This window comes from Kitasatospora sp. NPDC004272 (assembly GCF_053603035.1).
In genome coordinates, this window is sequence record NZ_JBSGET010000082.1 from 1 (window position 1) to 26,528 (window position 26,528).

The following is a 26,528-nucleotide window of genomic DNA, read 5'->3' on the forward strand; positions in this document are numbered from 1 at the left end:
GCGCCCGCGAGGCCCTCGGCTGGACCCCGCGCCACCCCGACCTCGACCGGATCGTCGCCGACGCCTGGGAGTTCACCCTCGCCCACCGCGCCTGAACGGTCCTTCACCCCCTCCCCTCAAGAGCTCGCCCCGGCCCCGACGGCGCGGCCGCCGTGCACGGCCCGCAGAAGGGCGCGGGACCCGCGGACACCGCCCGGCTGGAGACCGGGCCCGGCCCAGCCGGCCGGACTGCTCGGCGGCGCCCCCGGACGGCCCGGGGCCGGAGCGGCGGGCGGCACCGGGTACGACCTGGCCGCCCGCCTCGCCGCCGACCGGGGCCGCGACTCGCGGTGACCGACGGCTCCGGACGGTCAGCTCTGCGGGTCGGTGGTGTGGGCGGCGTCGGTGGTGTGGGCGGCGTCGGTGGTGTCGGCGGCGTCGGTGGTGTGGGCGGCGTCGGTGCTGCCGGCGGCGTCGGTGGTGTCGGCGCGGTAGAAGGGCGACTGTTCGGGGTGGCGGGCCAGGAAGGCGAGTTGGAGGCCCTGGTCGAGGCGCACCCGCAGGGTCGGATCGGTCGCGAGGGCCTGGCCGAGACGGGTGGCGAGGGACTGGACGGCGGCGGGCGCGGTACCGGGGTCGGCCAGCACCAGGGCGAGGGTGGCGTCGGCGTCCGGGGCCGGGGCGAGGTGCGCGGCGGCGACGGCGGGCTCGGCGGCGAGCAGGGCCCGCAGCGCCTGCTGCACCTCGGGGTCGCGGTGCGGAGGCAGATAGCGGCGGTTCTCCGCGACGGCCCGCAGCCGGGCCCCCGAGAGCTGGTAGCTGACGGGCCCGGCCGGGTCGATGAGCAGGGTGTCGGCCCGCTCGGAGAAGGCCACCATCGCCGCCTGCGGGGCCACCACCGGGGCCGGCCTGGCGTCCGGCCGCCAGGCGGCCATGGTGGCCAGCGAGGTGAAGGCCGGCAGGGCACGGCGACCGTCCGGGGCCTCCACGACCGGCACGGCCATGTCGCTGGTCTTCTCGTGCTTGTGCCCGTTGGCGTCCACCTCGACCTCGCCGAGCAGCGCCACGATCGGCACCATCAGCCGGCTCGGGGTGAGGGCGGCCAGCAGGTCGGGCTCGGTGGCCTGGTCCTGCTGCCAGACGGCGAGGGCGGCGGCGAGGGCGGGATCGGCGGTGCCGTCGTCCTCGGCGAAACCGGGATTGGGGATGTTCTTGCGCTCCACCCCGTGAGCGTATGCCACGTTTATCCCGGGCCGGGCCGGGCCGACGGTGCCGGGGACGGCCCGCAGACGGAACGGTCCGCGAACGGAACGGCGGTGGAGGAGGCGTGTCGGTGGAACGGCGTGGACGGTTGTCGGTGGCGGCCGTGGCGCCCGGGACAGGTGCGGCGGCGGTGCGCGGCGGCGGACTGTTCGTGACGGCGAGCACGGTAAAGGTCGACCTGGTGGCCGCCCTGCTGCTGCGGCGGGGCGGCGGTCCGGATGAGCTGACGCCCGGTGAGAGGGAGTTGGCCGAGCTGGCGATCGTCCGCAGCGACAACGCGGCGGCGAGCGAGCTGTACCTGGCGGTCGGCGGCGGGGACGGGCTGGACGCGGCGTACCGGGACCTCGGGCTGTCGGAGACCACGGCCGGCCGGAACGGCTACTGGGGCCTGACCACGACCAGCGCCGCCGACCGGGTGCGGCTGCTGCGGCACGTCTTCGCGGACGGGACCGCGCTGCCCGGGCGCTCCTGGCTGGCCGGGCTGATGCGCGGGGTGGTGCCCGAGCAGGTCTGGGGCGTCTCGGCGGCGGGCGCGACCGCGCTCAAGAACGGCTGGCTGCCGCGCAGTGCGACCGGCCGGTGGGTGATCGACAGCTTCGGCGCCCGGGCGGACGGAACACTGCTGGCGGTGCTCTCCGACGGCTGGCCGGAGCGGGCCGAGGGCGTGGCGGCGGTGGAGTCGGCGGCCCGCTGGGCGGTGACGGCGCTCCACGGCGGACGAGCGGTGACGGGCGGCTGACGGGCGGCTGACGGGCGGGGCGGGGGACGGCAGCGCCCCGCCCCGCCCGCACGAACCCCGGCACCGAGCGCCGGCCGGTGGGGCGGATAATCGGGGGCCGGTGGGCGGCCCGGCGGGAAGTCCGGCGGCGAGGGGAGTTGACGACGTGTCGGTGGTGCGGATCGGGGCGCTGGCGCCGTTGAGCCCGCCCGGCTGGGTGGGGGCGGGGCGGCAGTTGGTGGCCGGGCTCGACCTGGGGGTCCGGGACGTCAACGCGGCGGGCGGGATCGGCGGGCGGCCGGTCGAGTTGCTGGTGCGGGACACGGCGGCGGATCCGGTGCGGGCGGCGGAGGCGGTCGGGGAGCTGGCCGGGCTGGGGGTGGCGGCGCTGGTGGGCGAGTACCACAGCGTGGTGGCCCGGGCGGTGGCGGAGCGGGCCGAGGCGTCGGGCCTGCCGTACCTGTGCTCCTCGGCGGTGCTGGACGGGCTGGTCGACGGGCAGGCCGCCCGGGTGGCGCGGCTCGCCCCGGCGCAGTCGTACGGCTGGCGGGCCTACGCGGAGTTCCTGCTCCGCGCGGGCCACCGCCGGATCGCGGTGGCCGTCGCCCCGGGGGCGTACTGGGCGGCGGGGGTGGAGGTCCTGCGCGGGTGCTTCGCGGCGCACGGCGGGGAGGTGGTGGCGTTCGACCTGCGCGGGCGGCCGCCCCGGGCGCTGTGCGACGCGGTGGCGGGCAGCGGGGCGGGCGCGCTGCTGCTGCTCGTCGGGCATCCGGATCCGGCGGTGCCGATCGTCCGGGCGGTGCGGCGCGACCCGCGGTTGCGCGGGCTGCTGCTGGGGGCGCCGGCCGGGCAGCCGGAGTTCGGGGAGTGGCTGGACCTGTTGGGCGCGGACGGCGCCGGGGTCCCCTTCCTGAGCTACCTGCCCGAGCGGCTGGGCCCGCTCGGCACCCGGGTGGACGCGGAGCTGCGCGAACTGCTGGGCGCCGAACCGTCGTTCGTCGCGTTCGAGGGCTGGGACGCGGTGGCCGTGCTGGCGGCGGCGCTGCGGGCGGCGGGCGGCGACGGGGTCCGCTGGCCGGACGTGGCGGTGACCGGCACCCGTGGACCGGTGCGGTTCTCCCGGGTACCGGGCAGCGGCGTGTGGCAGTGGGCCTGGCCCCCGGTGCGCGTGATCGACCGGGACCCGGAGGATCCCACCCGCTGGCGCACCCTGCACACCGCCTGAGCACACCGCCCGAGCGCACCCTCTGGGCACGCCTCCCGGACCCGCCCTCTGGGCACGCCTCCCGGGCCCGGCGCGCTTCCGCCTCCTGCGCGTCGTCCGGCCGCCGGGCGGCGCGGATTGGGGGGCCGGTGGATCTACCGCCGAGTAGGGGGATGTGGCAGTCTGCGGCCATGGCACTCGTTGAAACCGCTGCGACCGGCGGAACCGTCTCCGACCGGGCCCGCTACGACCGGGCGACGGCTCACCTGGACGCGCCGTTGGCGATCGTGGACCTGGCGGCGTTCGACGCGAACGCGGCGGACCTGGTGCGGCGGGCGGGCGGGAAGCCGGTCCGGGTGGCGTCGAAGTCGGTGCGCTGCCGGGCGCTGCTGGAGCGGGTGCTGAAGGTGGACGGGTTCGCGGGGGTGATGAGCTTCACGCTGGCGGAGTCGCTGTGGCTGGTGGAGTCCGGGTTCACCGACGTGCTGCTGGCGTACCCGTCGGCGGACCGGGCCGCGTTCGGTCGGCTGACGGCCGATCCGGAGCTGGCCCGGCAGGTCAGCGTGGTGGTGGACGACGTGGCCCAGCTGGACCTGATCGACGCGGCCCGGGAGGGTTCGGCGACGGTGCGGGTCTGCCTGGAGCTGGACACCTCGCTGCAACTGCTGGGCGGCCGGGTCCGGGTGGGCGCGCGGCGCTCGCCGCTGCGGACGCCCGAGCAGCTGGGCCGGTTCGCCGAACTGGTGGGCCGCCGCAAGGGCTTCGAGGTGGTCGGGCTGATGGCGTACGAGGGCCACGTGGCGGGGGTCGGGGACGCGGTGCCGGGGCGTCCGCTGCGGTCGGCGGCGGTGCGGCTGATGCAGGCGAGGGCCCGTGGCGAGCTGGCGGCGCGGCGCGGCGAGGTGGTGCGGCGGGTGCGCGAGGTCGCCGAACTGGAGTTCGTGAACGGCGGCGGCACCGGCAGCGTGGAGTCGACGGTGGCGGAGCGCGCGGTGACCGAGGTGGCGGCCGGTTCGGGCCTGTTCGTGCCCCGGCTGTTCGACAACTACCGGTCGTTCCACGGCCGTCCGGCCGCGCTGTTCGCGCAGCCGGTGGTGCGGCGTCCCGGGGTGGGCGTGGTGACGGTGCTGGGCGGCGGCTACCCGGCGTCCGGCCCGGCGGGCGCGGACCGCTCCCCCGTCCCGTACCTGCCGGCCGGTCTGCGCTACGACCCGCAGGAGGGCGCGGGCGAGGTGCAGACGCCGCTGCTCGGGTCGGCGGCGGACGACCTGCTGATCGGCGACCGGGTCTGGTTCCGGCACGCGAAGGCGGGTGAACTGTGCGAGCGCTTCGAGCAGTTGCACCTGATCGAGGGCGACACGATCACCGAGACCGTGCCCACCTACCGGGGCGAGGGCCACACCTTCCTGTGAGCCCCGGCGGGCTGCGGGCCCGGCGAGCGCTGGCCGCCGGCACCGGGCCGACGGCGTCCGCCCCGAAGAACGGGACCGGCCGGGTGCGGCCCGCCCGGGTCCCGGGGACCGCCCAGGCGGGTGGCCGGGTCGGAGCGGTCCGGTTGGCCCGGGGAGGGGGTGCGTCGGCGTGGTGCGACATCATCACCCGAATGACGGACGGAATCACCTGGCTCGCGGAGCCGCAGGGCATCGCCTTCGGCGACTACAGCGTGACGCCGGCCCGAGGGCTCGGGGCCGAGGCGCTGGCGGCGCGGTCGCCGGGGATCCTGGAGCGGCTTGCGAAATAAGGCGGTTGCTGAGCGCAGAAGGTCTGCCGGACCTGGAGGCCCCGTTGCCGACCGTCCTGCTCGCCGACCGGAGCGCGGCCCTCTGACGGTCGGGCCCCGGCGATGCCTCGTCCCGGAAAACTCCGCGGGAATTTTCCCCGGGTCGTGTCGAGAACCCGTGAGCGGCTCCGTCCCAGGGGTGGAGGCGGCCACAATGGGCCGCACCAGGACCGAGGAGTGAGAACCATGGCGAAGTACCTGCTGCTCAAGCACTACCGCGGCGCGCCGGAGCCCGAGGGGTTCGTGCCGATGGACCGGTGGACGCCCGAGGAGGTCACCGCGCACATCCGGTACATGCGGGACTTCGCGGCGAAGCTGGAGGGGACCGGCGAGTTCGTGGACGCGCAGGCGCTGGCGCCCGAGGGGACGTGGGTGCAGTACGGCGGGGAGGGGAAGCCGCCGGTCACCGACGGGCCGTTCGCGGAGACCAAGGACCTGATCGCGGGCTGGATGGTGATCGACGTGGACAGCCACCAGCGGGCGCTGGAGCTGGCCGCCGAGCTGTCGGCGGCGCCGGGCGCGGGCGGGGAGCCGATCCACGAGTGGCTGGAGCTGCGCCCGTTCATGTCCGAGCCGCCGACCGTCACGGAGTGAGCGCGGTGGCGTCGTCGGCCGTGGACGAGGGGCTGCTGCGCGTCCTGACCCCCGAGGTGCTGGCCGTGCTGGTCCGGCGCGGGGCGGACTTCGCGGCGGCCGAGGACGCCGTCCAGGAGGCCCTGCTGGAGGCCGTCCGGCGCTGGCCGGACGAGCCGCCGCGGGACCCGAAGGGCTGGCTGGTGACCGTCGCCTGGCGGCGGTTCCTGGACGCGGCGCGGGCCGACAGCGCGCGCCGCCGCCGGGAGGACGCGGTGGAGGAGGAGCCGGGGCCCGGGCCGGTGCCGGACACCGACGACTCGCTGCGGCTGTACTTCCTGTGCGCGCACCCGTCGCTGACGCCGTCCTCCGCGGTGGCGCTGACGCTGCGCGCGGTCGGCGGGCTGACCACCCGGCAGATCGCCGCCGCGTACCTGGTGCCGGAGGCGACCATGGCGCAGCGGATCTCGCGGGCCAAGCGGACCGTCTCGGGCGTGCGGCTGGACCGGCCGGGGGACGTGGCCACGGTGCTGCGGGTGCTGTACCTGGTCTTCAACGAGGGCTACTCGGGGGACGTCGACCTGGCGGCGGAGGCGATCCGGCTGACCCGGCAGCTGGCGGCCCGGATCGACCACCCCGAGGTGTCCGGCCTGCTGGCGCTGATGCTGCTGCACCACGCCCGCCGGGCCGGGCGGACCGCGCCGGACGGCAGCCTGGTGCCGCTGGCCGAGCAGGACCGCACCCGCTGGGACACCGCCGCGATCGCCGAGGGCGTCGCCGTGCTGCAGGCGGCGCTGGCCCGCGACCGGCTCGGCGAGTTCCAGGCCCAGGCCGCGATCGCCGCCCTGCACGCGGACGCGCCGACGGCCGCCGAGACGGACTGGGTGCAGATCGTCGAGTGGTACGACGAACTGGCCGCGCTGACCGACAACCCGGTCGTCCGCCTCAACCGGGCGGTCGCCGTCGGCGAGGCGGACGGTCCCCGCGCGGGCCTGGCCGCGCTCGCCGCACTGGACGGCTCGCTCCCCCGCCACACCGCCGCCCGGGCCTACCTGCACGAGCGGGCCGGCGAGCTGCCGACCGCCGCCGGGCTGTACGCGCGGGCGGCCCGCGAAGCCGTCACGACGGCCGAGCGGGACCACCTCGTCCGGCAGGCCGCCCGGCTCAACACGCTGCTGCGCGAAGGGGGTTGAGCGCCCGGGGAGAACCTGGCGGGCGCACGTGGGCCCGGGGCCCGGGGCGCTTCTGGAGGTGCTGAGGCGTGCGGCGGAGGACCTCGGGGCGTCCTGCGCGCTACAGCGCGACCGCGGCCCGGTGCGCCGTCCCCTCCCACCCAGGGGGAACGGTGCACCGGGCCGCGGTCGCCTCGTCCGGCCTGCCGGTCGGTCGGTCGGCCGGCCGGTCAGGTGGTGGTGCCGCCTCCGCCGCCGAAGGAGCCGGCGTCGGCCTTGGTGATGCCCTTCAGGATGCTGTCCATCTGGTCCAGGCCGGGCGCCTTGTCGGCGATGTCGAAGCCGAAGTGGACGGCGGTCAGCGCCTTGCCGTCGGCGGTCGGGAAGACCACCGTCTCGACGTAGCCCGGGTTGCCCTTGGCCGCGTCGACCTTCCAGCGCACCAGGTAGCCGTCGCGCCCGGCCACCGTGACGGCCTCGCTCTTCAGCTCCTCGTGGCCGTTCAGGTCGCCGTAGGACTGCCGCGCGGCGTCCGCGATGTCGTCCTGCGCGACCTTCTTGGCGTCGGTGCCCTTGAGCTGGCTGGTGGACACGCCGCCCAGCGAGCAGTTGTCCGAGCCGTCGACGCAGGTGTAGCTGCCGGTGTAGATGCCCGCGTAGCCGTCCTGGCCGGTGCCGCCCTCCCAGCCGCTCGGGATCGGCAGCGCGATGCCGTTGACCATGTCGACGGCGGTGGTGGAGCTCTTCCCGCTGCCGCCGCCGCTGCCGCCCTGGCCCTGGCCGCCGCTGCCACCGGTGCCGCCGTTGCCCTGGCCGTTCTTGCCGCTGCCGTTCCCGCCGCCGTTGCCGAAGCCGAACGGGTCGCTGGGGGTGCCGCCGCCGCCGTTGCTGCCGCTGCCGCCCTCGCTGCCCCCGTTCCCGCTGCCGCCGTTCCCGCTGCCCCCGTTCCCGTTGCCGAAGCCGCCGAAGCCGCCGCCGCGACGCCCGTCGGTGCTCGACGAGGCGGTGGACCGGGTCTTGTCGTGGCGGCCGTCCATCACCAGGTAGGTGACGCCGGAGCCGATCACCAGGCCGAGCACGGCGGCGACCGAGGCGGCGACCAGCACCGGCTTGGGCGGCCGGGTGCGGGCCGGCTTCGACCCGTACTGCCCGGTGTACGGGGGCAGCGGGGGGTACTGGACGCTCTGCCCGGAGGCGTCCAGCACGGTGCCCTCCAGGACGGCCGTGTCCTCCGTCCCGGGCGCGGACGCACCGGGCACGGACGCACCGGGCGCGGTGGGGGCCGCGCCGGTGGGGGCCGCGCCGCCGGGCGCGGCGTCCGCGGGGGCCGGGCGGGTCTCGGCGGTCCAGCCCTTGCCGTCCCACCAGCGCTGGGGGCGGGGATCGCGGTCGGTGTCGACGGGGTCCGGGTACCACCCGGCCGGAATCTGCTGCTCGCTCACGGTAGAGACCCTAGGGGGCCGCGGATAAGCGGGAAATCAGCGAGGGGGCGCAAACGGGGGTCCGGCGATGAGATTCCCGTGAGAATCACACGATCGTCCGCTTCCGGGCCCCCGGGAGCCGGTCCCGGGGGTGACGGAGCAAGTCAGTTTGCGCGTGGAGGACGCCCCCTTGCGGGGGCGTCCCTGCGGAGTGATCCGACTACCGGGGCGCGGCCGCCCGCGCCGGGCGGGTCTCCGCCGCGCTCATGGCGCGTCCTCCCGGCCCTGGAAGCTCGCCTCGTCGGTCGTCGCGGAGGGTTCGGCCGGTGCGGTGAGGTGCCCGGTGGCGTCCAGGATCTCCCGGAGGTGCTGGACGAGGGCCCGCCGGTCGGGGTCGCCGACCCAGCGCCCGAAGGCGACCTTGAAGGCGGCGATCCCGATTTCGGCCGCGAGCGTCGCGGTGGTGGGGTCCAGACCGCGTTCCCGGAGCGCGCGGTCGAGGGTGGAGACGAGCGAGGCGTGTTTGGCCAGCTCGCGTTCCTGCAGTTCGGGATTGGCGGCGATGACGGCCTGGCGCTGCCGTACCAGCTCCGCGCGTTCTTCGAAGACGGGAGCGGCTTCGGTCAGGGCGTGGGCGATCACCTCCAGTGGCGCCAGGGAGTCGGCGGCGGTCTCCGTGGCGTGCGCGAGGACGTCGACCAGGGCGTTGGGCTGGAAGAGGACTTCCCGCTTGTCGGCGAAGTGCCGGTAGAAGGTGCGTTCGGTGACCTCGGCCCGGGCGGCGATCTCCGCCACGGTGGTGGCGTCGAAGCCCTTGTCGTTGTAGAGCTCCATCGCCGCTTTCTCCAGGCGGCCTCGCGCATCGGGTTTCCATCGGCTCATGCCCCGATCCTACACAGCGATGACAGGTTCTGACATGAGAGTGATGACAGTGCCTGACATGGGTGCTACGGTGATGTCACGACCTGACATCACTGCTCTCCGTCCCTGGCGGGGAGCCCGTAGCAAGGGGCAACACCATGCGCGCATTCGTCACCGGAGCCTCCGGGCACCTCGGCTCCGCCGTCGTTCCCGAGCTCCTCGGAGCGGGACACCAGGTCGTCGGACTGGCCCGCTCGGACGAGTCCGCCGCCGCGTTGACGGCTGCCGGTGCCGAGGTGCACCGGGGCGACCTCGATGACCTCGACGGTCTCGCCGCGGCCGCCGGCGCGGCCGACGGCGTCATCCACCTGGCCTTCAAGCACGACGCCATGTTCGCCGGCGACTTCGACGGAGCGGTCGCAGCAGACCTGCGCGCCGTCAACGCGCTCGGGAACGCGCTCGCCGGCACCGGCAAGCCGTTGGTGGCCACGTCGGGAACCGCGCTGTACGCCTTCGCGGGACAGCAGGACGCCCTCACCGAGACCGACGTGCTCGACGCGGGGCCGCGGATCGAGGCCGAGAACGCGGTGGTCGCACTCGCCGAACGCGGCATCCGGTCATCCGTCGTCCGGCTCACTCCGACCGTGCACAGCCCTCTCGACCACAACGGCTTCATCCCGACCTTCATCTCCATCGCCCGCGCCAAGGGCGTCTCGGCGTATGTCGGCGACGGGGCCAACCGCTGGCCCGCCGTGCACACGCTCGACGCGGCGCGCCTGTACCGGCTGGCGCTGGAATCGGCCCCCGCGGGGTCCCGGCTGCACGCCGTCGACGACGAGGGGATCACCTTCCGCCAGATCGCGGAGAGCATCGGCCGCGGGCTGGGTCTGCCCGCGGTGAGCATCGCGCCGACCGGGGCCGAGGCCCACTTCGGCTTCCTGAGCGCCCACGCCCAGGCAGACAACCCGGCCTCCAGCAGGCTGACCCGCGACCTCCTGGGCTGGACGCCCGTCCAGCCCGGCCTCGTCGACGACCTCGGCCGGGGCCACTACTTCGACTCCCCCGCCACCACCGCGGGCTGAGCCCACCCCCTTCTCCTCACCCCGGCCCGGTCCTCCCGTCCGTCCAGACGGCTCGGCGGGACCGGGCGCACCCATCGCCCCCTGCACGACCGGCTGGTGTACAGCCGAAAAGAGACGAGCAGCATGAACACCGAGAACGCACACGAGCGGATCGCCCCGGAGCTCGCGGAGGTCCTGAAGGCGGTACCGATGACGGAGGCCGGGGTGTTCGACCTCAGCGACCTGGAGGGCACGCGCGCCGGCGTCCGCGCCTTCGCCGAGGCGATCGCCGCCCAGGTGCCGGACGAGCCGTCCGTGTCGGTCGAAGAAGTCCGGGCGCCGCGCCCCGACGGATCCACCCTCACCATCCGACTGCTGCGGCCCACCGGGGCGGCCGGGCCGCTGCCGGCACTGCTCTGGTTCCACGGCGGCGGGCAGGTCCTCGGGTACGCGGCCCAGGACGACCCCACCCTCAAGCACCTCGCCCTGGAGGTCGGCTGCCTCGTCGCCTCCGTCGAATACCGGCTCGCGCCGGAGGCCCCCGCCCCGGCCGCCGCCGAGGACGGCCTGCTCGCCTACCGCTGGCTCCGCGGCCAGGCAGCCGCGCTCGGCGTCGAAGAGGACCGCGTCGCCCTGGCCGGGCAGAGCGGAGGCGGCGGCATCGCCGCAGCCACCGCACTCATGATCCGCGACCAGGGCGAGCCGGCGCCGCTGTTCCAGGCCCTGAGCTACCCGATGCTCGACGACCGCAACACCACCGCCTCCAGCCACGAGGTCACCGACATCGGCATCTGGGACCGCGCGACCAACGTCCTGGCCTGGAACCTGATCCTCGGAGACCGCGCCGGCGCCGACGACGTGCCGCCGTACAGCGCACCCGCGCGCACGACGGACCTCACCGGCCTGCCGCCCACCTTCATCGCAGCCGCCGAACTCGACGTCTTCCGCGACGAGGACCTGAACTACGCGACGCGGCTCCAGGCCAGCGGCGTGCCCGTCGAACTGCACCTGTACCCCGGCACGTACCACGCCTGGGACCTCTTCGCCCCCGAGGCCGCGCTCAGCACCGCCTACGTCCACGCCTGGCACGGATACCTGCGCCGCCAGTTCAGCACCCGTCGGCCCTGAACGTCCGCCACAGCCCGGCCGCACCGGCACCGGTGCCCCGATCAGCGCCGTCAGCGGCGCGCGCCGTGCTCCACGCGCCTGAAGGGGCGCACGGGGGTGGTGGGTCGTGCGGCGGGGGGAGGGCCCGCACGGCAGAATGCGCGCCATGACCTCTCGTCCCGTGATCGGCATCAGCACCTACCTCAACGACGCCGCCTGGGGGCGCTGGGACAGCATGCGCTCGGTGCTGCTCCCCGTCCGCTACCCCGAGTTGGTGCGCGAGGCCGGGGGGATCGCCGTGATGCTGCCGCCGGACGCGCCGGAGCACGCGGCGGCCGTGGTGGCCCGGCTGGACGGCCTGGTGATCGCGGGCGGCGAGGACGTCGACCCGGCGCTGTACGGCGAGCGCCCGCACCCGCTGACGGTGGCCAGCGCCCCCGAGCGCGACCTGTGGGAGGCGGCGCTGATCCGCGCCGCGCTGGGCGCCGGCACTCCGCTGCTGGGCATCTGCCGGGGCATGCAGCTGCTGAACGTGGTGTGCGGCGGCTCGCTGGTCCAGCACCTCCCGGACGTGGTCGGCGAGGAGCTGAGCCACGTCGGCGAGCCCGGCGAGTACGGCCGGCACGCGGTCCGCCCGGTGCCGGGCACCCTGCTCGCCGACCTGCTGCCGGAGGAGTCGGTGCTCGTCCCGACCTTCCACCACCAGGCGGTGGCCCGGCTCGGCGAGGGCCTGGTGGTCAGCGCGTACGCCGGGGACGGCACCGTCGAGGCGGTCGAGGGCGCGGGCTTCACCGTCGGCGTCCAGTGGCACCCCGAGCAGGGCGAGGACCTGCGGGTGGCCCGCGCCCTGGTCAACGCGACCCGGCTGGCCCCGCTCACCACCCCGGCCACCCCGGCGGACGTGGCCCTGCCGAGCTTCTGAGCCCCGCGGCCCGCGCCGTCACGGCGCCGCTGACCGCGACGCTGCTGACCGCGTCACCGCTGACCGCGTCACCGCTGACCGCTTCGCCACCGCAGCACGGACCCGGTCACGGCAGCGCGAGCCCGGTCACGGCAGCGCGAGCCCGATCACGGCAGCGCGAGCCCGATCACGGCGGCCAGTACGCCGAGGCCGGCCGCGCCGAGCAGGCAGGGGACCACGCCCCGGCGCAGCACCAGCAGCCAGAGCGCGGCCAGCGCCAGCACGCCGTACTGCCAGGGGCGGCCGAGGGCGAGGGCGAGCGGGAGCGCGGAGCCGGCGATGGCGCCGATGACGGCGGGGCCGGCGCCGGTGAGGAAGTCCTGCACGGCGGTGTTGGCGCGCAGCCGGTCGAAGTGGGCGGCGCCGAACAGCACGAACAGGAAGGACGGGGTGAAGGCCACCGCGGCGGCGAGCAGTCCGCCGAGGACGCCGGCGGCCGCGTAGCCGACCACCGAGACGGTCTGCACCACCGGGCCGGGGGTGATCTGGCCGAGCGCCACGGCGTTGAGGAACTGGCCGTCGGTCATCCAGTGGTAGCGCTCGACGGCGTCCTGCTGCATCAGCGGGATGATCACGAAGCCGCCGCCGTAGGACAGCGCCCCGACCTTGAGCGCGACCCAGGCGAGCGCGCCGAGCCCGCCGGTCGCGGCGAGGCCGGGGGCCAGGCCGGGGACGAGCAGCGGCAGCGTCCGGCGCGGGCCCTGGTCCGGTCGGCCGAGCGGGGTGTCCCCCGTACGGCTGGTTCGGGCGGGGGTGGGAGCGGGGGCAGGGGCGGGGCGGTCGCGGCGGCGGAAGGCGATCTCGGCGGCGCCGGTGGCCAGCAGGACCAGGACCAGCCAGGGGCCGGTGAGGACCGCGGCGGCCGCGCCGAGCAGCAGGTAGGCGCTCCAGCGGAGCCGGGCCCGGCCGGGGCCGGAGCGGCGCAGGCTGGGCGGGACGAGGGTTCCGGCGGCCTGGGCGGCGACGGCGGCGACCGCGCTGCCCGCGCCCGCGGCGGCACCGAGCACCCAGCGCGGCGGGTGCCCGGTCAGGAACAGCGCGGACAGCAGCAGGATCAGCGCCAGCCCGGGCAGGATGAACGCCGCGCCGCCGACCAGCGCCCCGGCGGTGCCGCGCAGCCGCCAGGCGGTGAAGATCGCCAGCTGGGTGGAGGCCGGTCCGGGCAGCAGGTTGGTGGCGGCGATGCCGTCCTCGAACTCGCTCGCGGCGATCCAGCCGCGGCGTTCCACGCAGAGCCGGCGCAGCAGCAGGATGTGCGCGGGCGGGCCGCCGAAGCCGAGCACGCCGATCCGGCCCCACTCCCGGGCGATCAGCGTCAGCGGCACCCGTTCGCCCGCCCCTGCACCACCCGCCCCCGCACCACCCGCCCCCGCACCACCCGCCCCCGCGTCCGCATCCGCCGACTCCGCGCCCGTCTCCTCCGCCATTCGCGTCCGCTCCCCTGCTCAACCGCCGCGCGACCCGCGCGGATGCGGGGCGCACCATACCCGACCCGGATGGCGCAGCGGAGAACGACAACGGTCACCACTGCCGCCTTTGGATCTTCCTCCGTTCTGGGGTTCACTGCCGGTACGGGCAGCAGAGCGGAGGGACCTCGATGGCCGGGCACGGGCACGACCACGACCACGACGACCGGCGCGGTTCGCACGCCGGGCACAGCCACGCGGTCTCGGCGGACGCGGACCGCAAGTGGTTGTGGAGCGCGCTGGTGCTGCTGCTGGTGTTCATGGCGGGCGAGGTGGTGGTCGGTTTCGCCGCCCGTTCGCTGGCGCTGATCTCGGACGCGGCGCACATGCTGACCGACGCGGCCTCGATCGCGCTGGCCCTGGTGGCGATGCGGCTGGCGGCGCGTCCGGCGCGCGGCGGCTACACGTACGGGCTGAAACGGGCCGAGATCCTCTCCGCGCAGGCGAACGGGGTGACGCTGCTGGTGCTGTCGGCCTGGCTGGGCTACGAGGCGGTGACCCGGCTGGTCCACCCGCCGGAGGTGCGCGGTTCGCTGGTGCTGGTGACGGCGCTGGTGGGCGTGGTGGTGAACGTCGCGGCGACCTGGTGCCTGTCGCGGGCGAACCGGTCCTCGCTGAACGTGGAGGGCGCGTTCCAGCACGTGCTGACCGACCTGTACGCGTTCGTCGCGACGGCGGTGGCGGGTGCGGTGGTGCTGCTGACCGGGTTCGTCCGGGCGGACGCGATCGCCTCGCTGGTGGTGGTGGCGCTGATGCTGCGGGCCGGGACGGGGCTGGTCCGGGACTCGGCGCGGATCTTCCTGGAGGCCGCGCCCGCCGGGATCGACCCGGACGCGGTGGCGGACCGGATGGTGGCGGCGGCGCAGGTGGAGGAGGTCCACGACCTGCACATCTGGGAGATCACCTCGAACGAGCCGGCGCTGTCCGCGCACGTCCTGGTCACCCCGGGCGGCGACTGCCACGCGGTGCAGCGCGAACTGCAGCGCCGGCTGCGCGAGGAGTACCGGATCACCCACGCCACCCTGCAGGTCGACCACGTCGGCGCGGACGGCCCGGACGGGCTGCTGCAGATCGCGCCCAGCGGCACGCTGCCGCCCGCCGCCGACGACCGCGAGCACTGCGCGGACACCCACGGGCCGGTGCACCGCTCGGGGCCGCACCCGCACTGACGGTGCGACACCCGGGAGTCGTCGGCGGGATGCGGCATGATCGGAGGGGTGACCGCACCGACCTCACCCGCCGCGCCCGCCGCGCCCGCCGCGCCCCGCCTGATGCTGCTGGACACCGCCAGCCTCTATTTCCGCGCCTACTTCGGCGTGCCGGACTCGCTCCGCTCCCCGCAGGGCGAGCCGGTGAACGCCGTGCGCGGCCTGCTGGACTTCATCTCCCGCCTGGTCCACGACCACGGCCCCGACCAGCTGGTCGCCTGCATGGACGCCGACTGGCGCCCGCAGTGGCGGGTGGACCTGATCCCGACCTACAAGACGCACCGGGTCGCCGAGGCCGCGCAGGACGGCGAGGAGGAGGTTCCGGACACGCTGGCCCCGCAGGTCCCGGTGATCGAGCAGGTCCTCGACGCACTGGGCATCGCCCGGATCGGCGTCCCCGACTACGAGGCCGACGACGTGATCGGCACCCTGGCGACCCGCGCCACCGGCCCGGTCCAGATCGTCACCGGCGACCGCGACCTGTTCCAACTCGTGGACGACGCCCGGGCGGTGACGGTGCTGTACCCGGCGAAGGGCGTGGGGTCGGCGCTGGTGATGGACGACGCGGCGTTGCGCGAGAAGTACGGCGTGCCCGGGTCCTCGTACGCCGACCTGGCGGCGCTGCGCGGCGACGCCAGTGACGGGCTGCCCGGGGTGAAGGGCATCGGGGAGAAGACGGCGACCCAACTGGTCCAGGAGTACGGGGACTTGGCGGGGGTTCGGGCGGCCGCGGCCGATCCGGGTTCGAAGCTGACCCCGGCCCGGCGCCGCAACCTGCTGGAGGCGGCGCCGTACCTGGACGTGGCGCCGACGGTGGTGCGGGTCGCCAGGGACGTGCCGCTGCCCGCGTTCGAGCCGGAACTGCCGCGGGTGGCGCGGGATCCGGAGGCGCTGGAGTGGCTGGCCGGGCGCTGGGGGCTGGGCACGTCGCTGACCCGGCTGCTGGAGGTGCTGGCCGAGCGCTGAGGCCGCGGCGCCGGGCCGCCTTCCCCGTGCGGTCGGCCAGGTACCTTCCGGGACCCGCCGCCCCTCGCCTTCCGCGTCATGGCCGAAGCGGACGGACGGGACGGCGGCGGTGCGGCGTTCTCCGTCCTGTCCGGAGAGCGGAGAGGGGGTCGACGGGGTCGGGCGCCGGGCCGCCCGTCGCGCCGGCAAATCGCGTTGCCCGCCTCCCGGCCCGCTCCGTAGGGTGGCGGGCAGCGGCGTGTAGCTCAGTCAGTCGGAGCGCCAGACTCGGGATCTGGAGGGCGCGGGGGCAGGACCCGCCACGTCGGCCATGGACAAGAACGCTGATCAGCAGCGCCCGACCGTCACCGTCGACCCCGGCTACGCCCACGGGCAGCTCGCCCGGGCGTTCGCCACCGCCCTCTCCCACCCCGACGCCGCGACCCGCTCGCGGGCCGAGGGCCGCCTCGACCGGTGGCGCGCGGTGCTGGCCGGGATGAAGGACGGCAGCCTGCGGATCGGTACCCGGGCCCCGGTGGCCGGTCTGCCCGTGTGGGTCACCCCCGAGGTGCTGCACGGCGGCTTCGCCAGTGGCCGGGCCAGTGCCGAAGGGCCCCTGCAGCCGTACGAGTCGGAGGCGTGCCGGGCGGCGGGCATCCCGGCGGACCGGGCCGCGCTGTTCGCCCACTCGCTCACCGAGGCCGGCCTGGCCCGGCTCTGGGAGCTGCTGGAGAGCGGGCGCTACCGGGTGACGGTGCCGGAGGAGGCCGCGCTGCTCACGGTGGCCTGGCTGGTGCGGGCCGGCGAGCAGGAGGCCGCCCTCGAACTGGTCGCCGTGCTGGCGCCGTTCGCCGACCGGCTGCGCTTCACCCCGCCGACCGACGACGGCGGCCCGGCGCCCGGGGCCGACGCCGTCCACCGGCAGAGCGTCGCGGACACCGTCGCCGCCCTGGAGCGGCGCGGCCCGAACCGGGCGGTGGAGGCCCAGCGCGAAGCACTGACGGTCTGGCTGCCGTTCTCCGACGAACTGCTCGCCCACTGGCTGGAGACCGCCGGGCCGGACGGCCGGGTGCTGCGGCACGACCCGGGCCCCGAGTGGCACCGGCGCGGGGCGGAACTCCTGGCCCGCTACCGGCTGCTGGCCGCCGCGAACCCGCTCTGCGGCAAGCACCGCAGCCCGCGGCAGAACCTCGGCATCCTCCGCTCCGCCCTCGAACTGACGGTGGCGGGCGAGGAGTTGCCGCCCCGGCTGGCCGGGCTGCTGCGGTGCGCGACCGAGTCGATGGTGCGTCGCCGCGGCCTGCCCGGCTCCGAGCGGCACACCGCGTTGCGCCGGGGCCAGGCCGAGCAGGCCGCGCTGCCCTCGCACCACGCGCTGGCCCGGCTGCTGCTGGCCCGGCTCGCCGGACTGCCCCGGCACGACGGACTGGCCGATCCCGCGGGCGTGCTCGCCCCGACCGGCCCGGCCGAGGCGCGGCAGCACGGCGTCCCGGTCGGCACGGCGTTCCCGGCCGAGCTGCGCAGGCCGGTGCTGGCCGCCACCAGCGCCCCGGTCGAGACCCTGGTCGACCTCGGCCTGGTGCCCTCGGCCGAGGTACTGGCCGAGCTGGCACCGCAGTTGGCCTCGGCCGCGGAGGCGGACGCCTACCGGGACGGGGCGCTGGGCGCCCTCGCGGCGGCCCACCACCGCGCCTTCGCCGGGCGGCGCTCGCTCCTGCTGCTCGGCTACGCGCGCCAGGTGCGGTCCGAGGAGCTCCCCTGGGTGCGGGCCGCGGAGGCGCACCGGGACGCGGGCGGGGGCGAACTCGCCCTGCTGCGGCGGCTGGGCAACATCGCGGTCAACGCCTTCCCCGGCACCATCCTGCCGAACCCGCTGGTGAGCGAGCTGGCGGCGCTGGGCCGCCGGGCCGGCCTCGACGCGCCGTTCGTGGAGGAGTTGGCGGCCGACATCTTCATGGGCGGCTTCACCCCGAAGTACCTGGCGGCCGCCGGGGTCGCCGCCGACCTGCTCGGGGGGACGCTGTACGAGCGGTACTACGGCATCGACTACGCGGCCGTCCGCGCCCTGCCGCACGACGAGCCCGGCGGCGGCCGGCGTTCCGCCGCCTCGGCCGGCTTCTCGGCCCTGTGCCGGGAGCGGACGGGCCGCACCGGCTCCTCCGGGTCGGTGGCCGACAACGGCACGGTGATCGAGCAGGCCCAGATCCTCACCACCCACAACCTGGCCACCCTGGTCGGGCCGGTCGGCGTCACTTCCGTCGACGGCTGGGACGTGCTCGCCCTCGGCGCGTTCACGACCGCCGCCCGGCTGGTGGCCCGGGCCGAGCGGCTCCCGCGCCCGCTGGCCACGGTGAAGAACGCGGCCTTCGCCTGGCGGCAGATGGTCTTCCACCTCTCGCTCTGCACGCCGCAGGACCGCCGGGCGGTGCTCGACGTGCTCGTCGCGGACCATCCCGCCCGGCTGGCCCCGGCCGTGGCCGGGCTGGCGCTGGTCGCCGCCGGCGGGGAGTTCGAGGACGACGGCACCGCCGGGAAGGGCAGCGCGCGCCGCCTGCTCGGGTGGACGGTCGGCCCGCACTGGCTGCTGCGCCGCCCGTGACGCCGGGGCCGCTGCCCGGGTGCCGGTGCGCCTAGTGCCGCGTCAGGCGACCTTTGCCGTGAAGGAGCGGCGTCCGGTGCGTGCTGTCGGCGTGCCGGACGGAAGCCCTCGTACTGGATGTACTCGGGTTTTCGGCCGGTGCGGCGAGAGTGCGTGCCGGGCGTCGCGACGGGCGAAGGTTGCCTGACGCGGCACTAGATGTAGCCCTCGCGCAGGGCGTAGGCCACCGCGTGGGCGCGGTTGCGGAGGTGGAAGCGGGTGGTGACGGTGTGGATGATGTTCTTGATCGTCCGCTCCGAGTAGAGGAGTTTGCCGGCGATCTCCCCGGTGTCCATGCCGTCGGCGACCAGGCGCAGCACGTCGACCTCGCGGGGCTGCATGCCGTGGTCGGCGGGGGCGCCGTCCGGGCCGTCGCCGGTGCGGCGGCGGCCCATGCAGCCGATCAGCTTGCCGAGCAGGTCGGGCGGGAGGTCGCCGTGGCCGCGGACGGCGGTGCGGACGGCCTGGCGCAGGCGTTCGCCGGTGACCTCGCGGCGCCACAGGATGGTGCTGACGCCGAGCGAGACGACGTCGAGCAGTTCGGGCTCCTGGATCCGGTCCAGGACCAGTACCACGCGCGTCCGTTCGGCCTTGACCAGCCGGGTGAGGCCGGCCAGCGCGGCCTCGTCGAAGGTGTCGGCGACCAGCAGGGCCACGCCGGTGCCGGCCTGCTGGTGGTCGTCGACGAGCGTGATCTCCGGGCACTGCCGCAGGTAGCTCACCACGCCGGCCCGGGAGAGCGGGTCCAGGGCGTGGACGGCGACCGGGATCGGCCGGGTGGGCTGCGGCGGGATCGTCCGGGTGGTCGATCGGGTCGTCGTACGGACGTCGTCGGCGTACTGGAGCACGGCGCTGATTCCTTTCGTTGCGCTCGGCGGTGCGCCCACCGCCCCCCACAGGCGGCGGCGCACCGTCAGAACCGGTCGGCCGGCGTCGTCCGCACGCGACGCCGCCCCTCCTCCTCCCCCGGCCGGCTGGCACCGCGGGAGTTCCCCGTGCCCGCCGGAGGTTCGGCGGACGGGATCCACGCTATCCGCCTCCGATCAATAAAAGATTGACGGATGCGCATCTGCGCCGGCGGTTCCCGTTGCGCGGGAAGTTTTTTTCCTTTCCCGCCGCCGGGAGGGCGGTCGGCGCGGCGGAATCGAATGCGCGGGGCGCTCGGATGGCAAGTCCGGCCCGGGCCGGTGGAATTGCACCCGCCCCGGCGCCGCGGTCGCAGAGACCGAACCGCTACCTTCTGACGGTGACGGAAATCGGAGAGCCCAGCGGAACGTCGGCCCCGGAACCGGACGGCGGGGAGCGGCTGCGGCTGTGTCTGCTCGGGCCGGTGCAGGCGTGGTGCGGGGAGCGCGAGTTGGAGCTCGGACCGCCGCAGCAGCGGGCGCTGCTGACCGCGTTGGCGCTGCGGGCGCGCCGGATCGTGTCCGTCGACGAGCTGCTCGACGCGCTGTGGGAGGAGCCGCCGGCCCGGGCCGCCGCCATCGTGCGCACGTACGTGTCGCGGCTGCGGCGGGTGCTGGAGCCGGACCGGGTGCACCCGTCGGTGCTGGTGTCCTCGGGCAGCGGCTACGTGCTGCGGCTCCCGGCGGACTGCGTGGACACCGAGGTGTTCGAGGACCGGGTCGCGGCGGCGGGCCGGGCCCGGGCCCGGGGGGACGCGGCCGGGGCGCTCGGGCTGCTGCGGGAGGCGTGCGGGCTGTGGCACGGCGAGCCGCTGGCCGGGCTGCCGGGGCCGCTCGCCCAGGCGCACCGGGCCCGGCTGGTCGAGCGCCGGCTGAACGCCGTCCAGGCTTGGCTGGAGGCCGAGTTGGAGACCGGGCGGCACGCGGAGGTGATCGGCGAGCTGACCGTGTGGGTCAGCCAGTACCCGCTGCTGGAGCCGATGCGCGAGCTGCTGATGCTGGCGCTATACCGGGGCGGCCGGCAGGCCGAGGCGCTGGGCGTGTACGCGGACGCCCGGCGCGCGCTGCTGGAGCAGCTGGGGGTGGACCCGGGGCCGCGGCTGCGCGAGCTGCACCTGGGCATCCTGTCGGGCGATCCGAAGCTGGCCGCGCCCGCCGTGCCGGTCGGGCCGGCGGCACCGGTGGCGCCGGTGTCCGGGCCGGGCGGCGAGCCGGGCGGTCCGGCACCCGTCCCGCCGGCCCAGCTGCCCGCCGACGTCTCCGACCACACCGGCCGGGACGCGCTGTGCGCGGCGCTCGGCGCGGACCTGGCGCCCGGCGGCCCGGCGATGCCGGTGGTGGGGCTGTCGGGCCTGGGCGGGGTGGGCAAGTCGACGCTCGCGGTGCACGTCGCGCACGCGGTGGGCGGCCAGTACCCGGACGGGCAGCTGTACGTGAACCTGCGGGGGGCGGGGGCGCTGCCCGCCGATCCGGGCGAGGTGCTGGCCGGTTTCCTGGGCGCGCTGGGGGTGGCCGACGCGGCGCTCCCGCCGGGGACGGCGGAGCGGGCCGCGCTGTTCCGGTCCCGGGTGGCGGGCCTGCGGGTGCTGGTCGTGCTGGACGACGCCCGGGACAGCCGGCAGGTCGGGCCGCTCCTGCCCGGCAGCCGCTCGTGCGCGGTGCTGGTGACCAGCCGGGCCTGGCTGTCGGGGCTGCCGACGACCCGGCAGGTCGCGCTGGAGCCGCTGACGCCCGGGGAGTCGGTGCGGCTGCTGGCGGTGATCGCCGGGCCGGAGCGGGTGGCGGCCGAACCGGCGGCGGCCCGGCGGCTGGTGGCGGCCTGCGGGTTCCTGCCGCTGGCGGTGCGGACGGCGGCGTCCCGGCTGGCGGCCCGTCCCGGCTGGCAGCTGTCGCACATGGCGGACCGGCTGGCCTCGGAGCGGCGGCGGCTGGCCGAGCTGGAGTCCGGGGAGCTGGCGGTCGCCGCCTCGTTCCGGCTCAGCTACGACCAGTTGGAGCCGGAGGCCGCCCGCGCGTTCCGGCTGCTGTCGCTGGCGGACGGCCCGGGGGTGTCCTCGGCGGCGGCCGCGGTGCTGCTGGGGCTGCCGGAGCCGGCGGCGGAGCGGCTGGCCGAGGCGCTGACCGACCTGGGGCTGCTGTCCTGCCCGTTCCCGGGCCGCTACCAGTACCACGACCTGCTGCGGCTGTTCGCCCGCGAGCTGGTCCGGGAGGTGGACGGGGAGGCCGCCGGGCGGGCCGCGGTGGAGCGGCTGCTGCGGCACTACCTGGCGAGGGTGGCGAGCCTGTACCGGGTGGTCCGGCCCGGCTACCCGTTCCCGGACCTGGTGGCGGCGCGGATCGCCGAACCGGGGCCCGGGCCGGGCTCCGCCGAACCGGGGCCCGAGCCGGGGTTCGCCGGGCCCGCCGAGGGGCTGCGCTGGGCCCGGCAGGAGGTGCCGGCAGTGCTGGCGGTCGCCGGGCAGGCCGTCCGGGACCCGCAGGGCCCGCTGGCGCTGGTCGCCGACCTGACGCTGGTGCTGATCCAGCTGATCGACCTGGGCACGGCCGTCCCGGAGCTGTGCGAGCTGGCCGGGCGGGTGGCCGAGGCGGCCGCGGCGGCGGGCCTGGCGGAGGGCGAGGCGCGGGCCCGGTACACCCTGATGTGGGCGCAGCGGGAGTTCCAGCGCACCCGGCAGGCCCGGTCCGAGGCGGTCCGGGTGGTGGCGCTGGCCCGGCGGACGGGGCAGGCGGCGCTGCTGCCCGGGGCGCTGATCGTGCTGGCGCTGACCGGGCTGCCGCACTGCACGGACGAGGAGGTCGCGGCCTGGTGCGACGAGGCGGTGGCGCTGAGCGCCGAGTCGGGCAACCGGTCCGCGCGGGCCTTCGTGGAGGGGATGGCGGCGCTGGCGGACCTGGCCGTGGACCGGCCGGAGTCGGCGCTGGACCGGGCCGAGCGCGCGCTGGCGGCGTTCAAGGGCCTCGGTGACTTCGTCGGCCAGGTGCACGTGCTGTACGCCCGGGCGACGGCGCTGCACGGGCTGGGCCGGTTCGAGGCGGCGTGCCGGGACTACGAGGAGTGCCTGGGGGCGCTGCGGGCGCTCGGTTCGCGGGACCGGATGCCGGGCGTGCTGGTGTCGCTGGCCGAGTCGCTGCGGGCGGCGGGGCGGCCGGCGCAGGCGCTGGAGGCGGCCGAGCAGGCGTTGGCGATCGCCGAGCGGGTGGGGCTGGAGCACCGCCGGGCGGACGCGCTGAGCGCGGTGGGCCGCGCGCTGTCCGACCTCGGGGAGCAGGACCGCGGCCGGGCCTGCCTGGCGTAGTGCGGCCAGGACCACGGCCGGGCCTGCCTGGCTCGGTGCGGCGCTCCGGGGGAAGGGCGGCCGCGCACTCCCGGAACGTTTTCCCCGCAATTCCGTTATCTCGCCGAGATACTGCGCGCAGGGTGCGCAACGATCATCACGGTTCTATTTCGGGGTGAACCGCCGGGCGGCGAATGGGCGTCCGGTGGTTCATTCGGCCGGGCCGGGTTCCGGTGCGGCGGACTTCGCGGGCGCGGAAGTCCGCCTGCCGGCCCGGGGGGGATTCCGGGGCGGATTCCGTCCACCCGTTCCCGGTCCGTCCGCGGGGCCCGGAGCGCGCCCGGGGCGTTCCGGGCCGGCGCCCCGGCGGGGCAGCGGCCGCTGCCCCATCGGGCAGTGTCGGCGGGCGGCGGGGACGGCCCTCCGGCAGCGCGTTGACACCCCCTCCGGGGCTGGACCAGGGTGAGGCGGGCCGGGCCGGGCGCCCTTCTGCTCGCTCGACTGCCGGGCGCCGCGCCGAATCCGACGATCCGACGGAGATCCCCACACCATGCAACGAGTCTGCCTCGCCCTGCCCACCATGCGGGCCTGTCCCGGCACCATCGTGGACCTCGCCGAGGAGGCGGCCTACGCCGTCGAGACCTTCGGGGCCGAGGTCCACCTCCTCGTCCTGGACACCACCGAGGGCGCCGAGTTCGCCAAGAACGCGGACGCCGTGGCCGCGCTGGTGCCGGCCCCCGGCGTGTTCGTCCACCACCTGGGCAACGCGGCGCAGCGCGCGTTCTTCCTCGACGTGGCGCGGCGCTCCGGCGGGGCCGACCCCGAACTGCTGCTGGACCTGATGCTCCCGCAGGACGTCGCGTACGGCTCCTGCGTGAACCGGATCTTCCTGGGCGCCGCCGCGCTCGGCTGCACCTCGGCGCACCTGCGCAACGACGACTTCGACTACCAGGTGGTCGACGGCGCGAAGATGTTCCCGATCCACCACGAGCTGCTGTCGCTCGGCAAGCCGGCCGGCGAGGCGCTGGCCGGGGTGGCCCGCTCCGAGCTCGACCCGGCGGACGCGGAGAAGCCGGTGATGCTGGTCAGCGCCGCCTTCATGGGCGAACTCAACGTGGACATCGGCGAGATCAACGAGCTGGACCCGGAGGTGTACCGGGACCTGGTGCGGCTGTGGACCCCGCGGGTGTGGACCCTGGAGCAGCAGGACGAGATGGTGGACGTCTCCTTCAAGGGCGCCGAGCCCGACTCGTTCGACCCGGCCGACTCGGTGCTCGGCGTGCCGGACATCTGGGACGTCTACATGTGCAACGTCGCCATCGACCACCGGGGTTACGAGGTGCTGCCGCTGGTGCCCTCGCTGCGCACCATCGGCGCCGACTACGCGCTGCTGCACGCCCTGGTGCACGCCAAGCTGCCCGCCGTCATCCACAAGCGGCACATCGTCAACTACTACACGCCGGAGCGCCGGATCGGCGCCGGGTTCGTCTCGTACCAGCTGCGCTTCGTGAAGATGCTGCTCTCGATGCTGTACCTGTACCCGGTCTACGGCCAGATGATCGACCTCGGCACCGGGCTGCTGGACGAGCGACACGAGCTGCGGGTGGAGCCGATCCTCGGCCTGGTGCGGAGCACCGTCGACCTGGACCGGGACGTCAACGAGACCTGCCTGGACGAGGTGGACCGCCTCTACCGCAAGCTGGGCGGCAAGTACGCCGAGCTGGCGGACGTGGTGGCCGGGCAGCGGCAGCAGCTGCTGGACGAGGCCCGGGAGGACACCCTGCGCTGGGTCGCGCTGATCGAGAACTGGGCGCCGATGGTGGCCGCCGCCCGCGAACGGGGGCTCGCCGGGTGAGCGGGGAGTTCCTGATCCGGCAACTGGCCGACGGGGACTGGGACGCCGTGGTCGCGCTGGAGCACGCGGCCTACGCGGCCGACGGCCTGTCCGAGGGGCGGGAGGCGCTGGAGTCCCGGGTCGCCTGCTCGCCGGGGACCTGCTTCGTGCTGGAGCAGCGCGACACCGGCGCCGTCCGCGGCTACCTGCTGAGCCTGCCGTACCCGCCGCTGCGCTGCCCGGACCTCGCCGTGGCGGAGGCCGGGGCGTTCGAGTCGGACAACCTGCACGTGCACGACCTGGTGCTGGCCGAGGAGCTGCGCGGCCGGGAGCTCGCCGCGAACCTGATGGAGCACCTGCAGGAGCGGGCCGCGGCGGAGGGCTTCGCGCGGATCTCGATGGTCGCGGTGCGCGGCTCCGACATCCTGCTGCGCTTCTACGGCTACCGCGCGCACCGGGAGGTGGCCGTGCCGGCCTCCTACGGACGGCGGGCGGTCTACATGTCGCGGCCCGTGGACTGACGGCGCCGCGAACGCGTCGGGCCCGACCGGATCCCGCTCCGGTCGGGCCCGACGCGCTTCCCCCGCAAGGGAGTTCAGGCGGTCCAGGTGCGGTGCCGGACGGTGAAGGGGCGGTCGCCGTCGGCGGCGACCGCGGCGCGGAACGGGCCCGGCACCGGGACGTCGGCCAGCCGGAGCGGGCCGGGGCCGAGCGGGGCCGGGTCGGCCAGCCGCAGCGGGGAGGGCCCGGCGAGCGGGAGGCCGAGGCCCTGGGCGAGCCGGCCGCCGTACACCTTGACGCAGGCTTCGCGGCGGCACCACAGCCGGGTGAAGCGGTCGGCGCCCTCGGCGGGGGTGGGCGCGTCCAGGACCAGGGCCGCGTCGGCGGGCGGGAAGTGGCGGCGGGCGATCCGGGCGCCGGCGCCGGGCCCGACGAGCCGCTCGACGTCCGCGCCGACCCGGCGCCCGACGGCGAGGGCCAGCAGCGCGAGCGCCCCCGACCCGGACCAGTTGACCTGGATCCGCGCGGCGGCCGGGGGCAGGACGGGGGCGGGCTTGCCGTGCGGGCCGTAGCGCCACGCCAGTTCGGCGGGCGCGGCGCCGAGCCGTTCGGCCACCAGCAGCCGGACGGCGCCGCGGGCCACCACGAACCGGCCGCCCCCGAGCGGGTCGCGGCTGCGATCGGCCCGCGCCCGCTCCTCGGCGTCGAGCAGGCCGTACAGCCGGCGGACCACGGCCGGGGGCTGGTCGGTGGGGATGCTCCAGACGTCGACGACGTCGGGGGTGGTGGGGGCGTCGGTCACGGCGGGGTCGGTCACGGCAGGGTCAGGGTGCTGAGCCGGCCCAGCCGGCGGTCGTGGTCGGCGACCAGCAGCGGGCCGTCCTGCCCGGGGAGGCGGTCGGCCAGCAGGCTCCAGACGCCGGTGAACGGCTGTCCGGGGCGGGCCGCCGCGACGCCGTCCGGGGTGCCGTCGGGACGGCTGTCGGGGCGGCTGTCGGAGCGGCCGTGCGCGGCGAGGTCGGCGGCGAGCAACAGCCCGGCGCCCGGCCCGAGTCGGCGGTGCTCGTCGAGGACGGAGCGCAGCGCCGCGGCGCCGTCCGGCCGGTCCTGCCCGCGCACCCGCAGGCCCTCCCCCGGTGCCTCCTCGCAGACCAGGACGACGGCGCGGTGCTCGGCGGGCAGTTCGACCGGTTCGGGGGTCTCGTAGTGCAGGGCGCTCTGCTCGGCGAGCACGATCACGGCCCGCCGGCAGCCGCCGGTGCGGTGCTGGACGGCGGCGAGGCGCAGCGCGGTGAAGGCGGCGGCGCTGCCCTGGTCGCAGACGGCGAAGGCGGTGGGCTGCCCGGGGCAGTGGCGGCTGAGCCGGAGCGAGCTCGGCGCGGCGGGCCGGACGTCCGGGGAGGAGAAGGCGAGGATCAGCAGGTCCGCGGGTTCGCCTCCGGGCAGGGCCCGTTCGAACAGGCCGGCGGCCATCTCCGCGTAGTCGTGCCCGGCTCCCGCGGTCAGCAGGTCCTCGCGCAGCGGCAGGCCGTACGGGCGGACCAGGTCGCCGGTGAAGGTGCGCAGGTCGGGGTGGAGGGCGGCCTCGGAGTGGCCGTCGGCTCCGGCGGCGACCGCCCTGGTCACGCGCAGGCCGCGGGTCTCGGCGGGCACCGG

The 26,528-nt window shown here is 76.2% G+C and carries 22 protein-coding genes and 1 tRNA gene; 16 read left to right on the forward strand and 7 right to left on the reverse strand.

Annotated elements, in window-relative coordinates; all coding sequences use genetic code 11:
* Positions 1-350: 350 nt before the first annotated feature.
* Complete coding sequence (locus tag ACWEO5_RS23795) at positions 351-1,202, reverse strand: SseB family protein (protein ID WP_452164313.1); 852 nt, start codon at positions 1,200-1,202, stop codon at positions 351-353.
* A gap of 110 nt (positions 1,203-1,312) precedes the next feature.
* Here ACWEO5_RS23795 and ACWEO5_RS23800 point away from each other — a divergent pair, with 110 nt between their 5' ends.
* The 6 genes from ACWEO5_RS23800 to ACWEO5_RS23825 all read left to right on the forward strand — a co-directional run bounded on the left by ACWEO5_RS23800 (position 1,313) and on the right by ACWEO5_RS23825 (position 6,710).
* Positions 1,313-1,981, forward strand: coding sequence for a serine hydrolase (locus ACWEO5_RS23800; RefSeq protein WP_452164314.1), 669 nt, complete (start codon positions 1,313-1,315; stop codon positions 1,979-1,981).
* 145 nt (positions 1,982-2,126) lie between these two features.
* Positions 2,127-3,185 (forward strand): ABC transporter substrate-binding protein, encoded by a 1,059-nt coding sequence (locus ACWEO5_RS23805; protein ID WP_452164315.1) that lies wholly within the window; start codon positions 2,127-2,129, stop codon positions 3,183-3,185.
* A gap of 170 nt (positions 3,186-3,355) precedes the next feature.
* Complete coding sequence (locus ACWEO5_RS23810; RefSeq protein WP_452164316.1) at positions 3,356-4,576, forward strand: alanine racemase; 1,221 nt, start codon at positions 3,356-3,358, stop codon at positions 4,574-4,576.
* A 191-nt stretch (positions 4,577-4,767) separates the two neighbouring features.
* Positions 4,768-4,905, forward strand: a complete 138-nt coding sequence (locus ACWEO5_RS23815) for a hypothetical protein (RefSeq protein WP_452164317.1) — start codon at positions 4,768-4,770, stop codon at positions 4,903-4,905.
* Between the two features lie 225 nt (positions 4,906-5,130).
* A complete protein-coding gene (locus tag ACWEO5_RS23820) occupies positions 5,131-5,538 on the forward strand; it encodes a YciI family protein (RefSeq protein WP_452164318.1) in 408 nt (135 codons plus the stop codon).
* Between the two features lie 20 nt (positions 5,539-5,558).
* On the forward strand, positions 5,559-6,710 hold the full coding sequence (locus ACWEO5_RS23825; RefSeq protein WP_344552849.1) for an RNA polymerase sigma factor: 1,152 nt from the start codon (positions 5,559-5,561) through the stop codon (positions 6,708-6,710).
* Positions 6,711-6,919: 209 nt separating this feature from the next.
* Here ACWEO5_RS23825 and ACWEO5_RS23830 read toward each other — a convergent pair whose 3' ends face one another.
* Both ACWEO5_RS23830 and ACWEO5_RS23835 read right to left on the reverse strand, forming a co-directional pair.
* Positions 6,920-8,131 carry a DUF2510 domain-containing protein gene (locus ACWEO5_RS23830; protein ID WP_452164319.1) on the reverse strand — a complete coding sequence of 404 codons (1,212 nt, stop codon included), beginning with the start codon at positions 8,129-8,131 and terminating at the stop codon, positions 6,920-6,922.
* 243 nt (positions 8,132-8,374) lie between these two features.
* Complete coding sequence (locus ACWEO5_RS23835) at positions 8,375-8,992, reverse strand: TetR family transcriptional regulator (protein ID WP_452164320.1); 618 nt, start codon at positions 8,990-8,992, stop codon at positions 8,375-8,377.
* A gap of 137 nt (positions 8,993-9,129) precedes the next feature.
* Between ACWEO5_RS23835 and ACWEO5_RS23840 the strand changes: the two genes are divergently transcribed.
* The 3 genes from ACWEO5_RS23840 to ACWEO5_RS23850 all read left to right on the forward strand — a co-directional run bounded on the left by ACWEO5_RS23840 (position 9,130) and on the right by ACWEO5_RS23850 (position 12,061).
* A complete protein-coding gene (locus ACWEO5_RS23840) occupies positions 9,130-10,053 on the forward strand; it encodes an SDR family oxidoreductase (RefSeq protein WP_452164321.1) in 924 nt (307 codons plus the stop codon).
* A gap of 123 nt (positions 10,054-10,176) precedes the next feature.
* Complete coding sequence (locus ACWEO5_RS23845; RefSeq protein WP_452164322.1) at positions 10,177-11,160, forward strand: alpha/beta hydrolase fold domain-containing protein; 984 nt, start codon at positions 10,177-10,179, stop codon at positions 11,158-11,160.
* A gap of 145 nt (positions 11,161-11,305) precedes the next feature.
* Positions 11,306-12,061 carry a gamma-glutamyl-gamma-aminobutyrate hydrolase family protein gene (locus tag ACWEO5_RS23850; RefSeq protein WP_344552825.1) on the forward strand — a complete coding sequence of 252 codons (756 nt, stop codon included), beginning with the start codon at positions 11,306-11,308 and terminating at the stop codon, positions 12,059-12,061.
* A gap of 146 nt (positions 12,062-12,207) precedes the next feature.
* On the opposite strand, the gene chrA is transcribed toward ACWEO5_RS23850, so the two are convergent.
* Positions 12,208-13,527: a chromate efflux transporter gene (gene chrA / locus ACWEO5_RS23855; protein ID WP_452164323.1), complete on the reverse strand. Its 1,320-nt coding sequence runs from the start codon at positions 13,525-13,527 to the stop codon at positions 12,208-12,210.
* 170 nt (positions 13,528-13,697) lie between these two features.
* Between chrA and ACWEO5_RS23860 the strand changes: the two genes are divergently transcribed.
* The 4 genes from ACWEO5_RS23860 to ACWEO5_RS23875 all read left to right on the forward strand — a co-directional run bounded on the left by ACWEO5_RS23860 (position 13,698) and on the right by ACWEO5_RS23875 (position 18,318).
* Entirely contained in the window at positions 13,698-14,735 is a 1,038-nt protein-coding gene (locus ACWEO5_RS23860; RefSeq protein ID WP_452164324.1) for a cation diffusion facilitator family transporter, read from the forward strand.
* A gap of 102 nt (positions 14,736-14,837) precedes the next feature.
* Positions 14,838-15,740: a 5'-3' exonuclease gene (locus ACWEO5_RS23865; protein WP_452164342.1), complete on the forward strand. Its 903-nt coding sequence runs from the start codon at positions 14,838-14,840 to the stop codon at positions 15,738-15,740.
* 234 nt (positions 15,741-15,974) lie between these two features.
* A tRNA-Pro gene (locus ACWEO5_RS23870) sits at positions 15,975-16,051 on the forward strand.
* Positions 16,051-18,318: a hypothetical protein gene (locus ACWEO5_RS23875; RefSeq protein ID WP_452164325.1), complete on the forward strand. Its 2,268-nt coding sequence runs from the start codon at positions 16,051-16,053 to the stop codon at positions 18,316-18,318. Before ACWEO5_RS23870 ends, ACWEO5_RS23875 begins: the two co-directional genes overlap by 1 nt.
* A gap of 194 nt (positions 18,319-18,512) precedes the next feature.
* On the opposite strand, the gene ACWEO5_RS23880 is transcribed toward ACWEO5_RS23875, so the two are convergent.
* Complete coding sequence (locus ACWEO5_RS23880) at positions 18,513-19,205, reverse strand: helix-turn-helix transcriptional regulator (RefSeq protein WP_452164326.1); 693 nt, start codon at positions 19,203-19,205, stop codon at positions 18,513-18,515.
* A gap of 398 nt (positions 19,206-19,603) precedes the next feature.
* On the opposite strand from ACWEO5_RS23880, the gene ACWEO5_RS23885 reads away from it, so the two are divergent.
* The 3 genes from ACWEO5_RS23885 to ACWEO5_RS23895 all read left to right on the forward strand — a co-directional run bounded on the left by ACWEO5_RS23885 (position 19,604) and on the right by ACWEO5_RS23895 (position 24,892).
* Positions 19,604-22,558: an AfsR/SARP family transcriptional regulator gene (locus ACWEO5_RS23885; protein WP_452164327.1), complete on the forward strand. Its 2,955-nt coding sequence runs from the start codon at positions 19,604-19,606 to the stop codon at positions 22,556-22,558.
* Positions 22,559-23,087: 529 nt separating this feature from the next.
* On the forward strand, positions 23,088-24,392 hold the full coding sequence (locus tag ACWEO5_RS23890; RefSeq protein ID WP_344552820.1) for a DUF6271 family protein: 1,305 nt from the start codon (positions 23,088-23,090) through the stop codon (positions 24,390-24,392).
* Entirely contained in the window at positions 24,389-24,892 is a 504-nt protein-coding gene (locus ACWEO5_RS23895; RefSeq protein WP_344552819.1) for a GNAT family N-acetyltransferase, read from the forward strand. Before ACWEO5_RS23890 ends, ACWEO5_RS23895 begins: the two co-directional genes overlap by 4 nt.
* A gap of 74 nt (positions 24,893-24,966) precedes the next feature.
* On the opposite strand, the gene ACWEO5_RS23900 is transcribed toward ACWEO5_RS23895, so the two are convergent.
* Positions 24,967-25,689, reverse strand: a complete 723-nt coding sequence (locus ACWEO5_RS23900; RefSeq protein ID WP_452164328.1) for a 4'-phosphopantetheinyl transferase family protein — start codon at positions 25,687-25,689, stop codon at positions 24,967-24,969.
* Positions 25,686-26,525 carry a hypothetical protein gene (locus ACWEO5_RS23905; protein ID WP_452164329.1) on the reverse strand — a complete coding sequence of 280 codons (840 nt, stop codon included), beginning with the start codon at positions 26,523-26,525 and terminating at the stop codon, positions 25,686-25,688. The genes ACWEO5_RS23900 and ACWEO5_RS23905 overlap by 4 nt, the downstream gene beginning before the upstream one ends.
* Positions 26,526-26,528 lie beyond the last annotated feature (3 nt).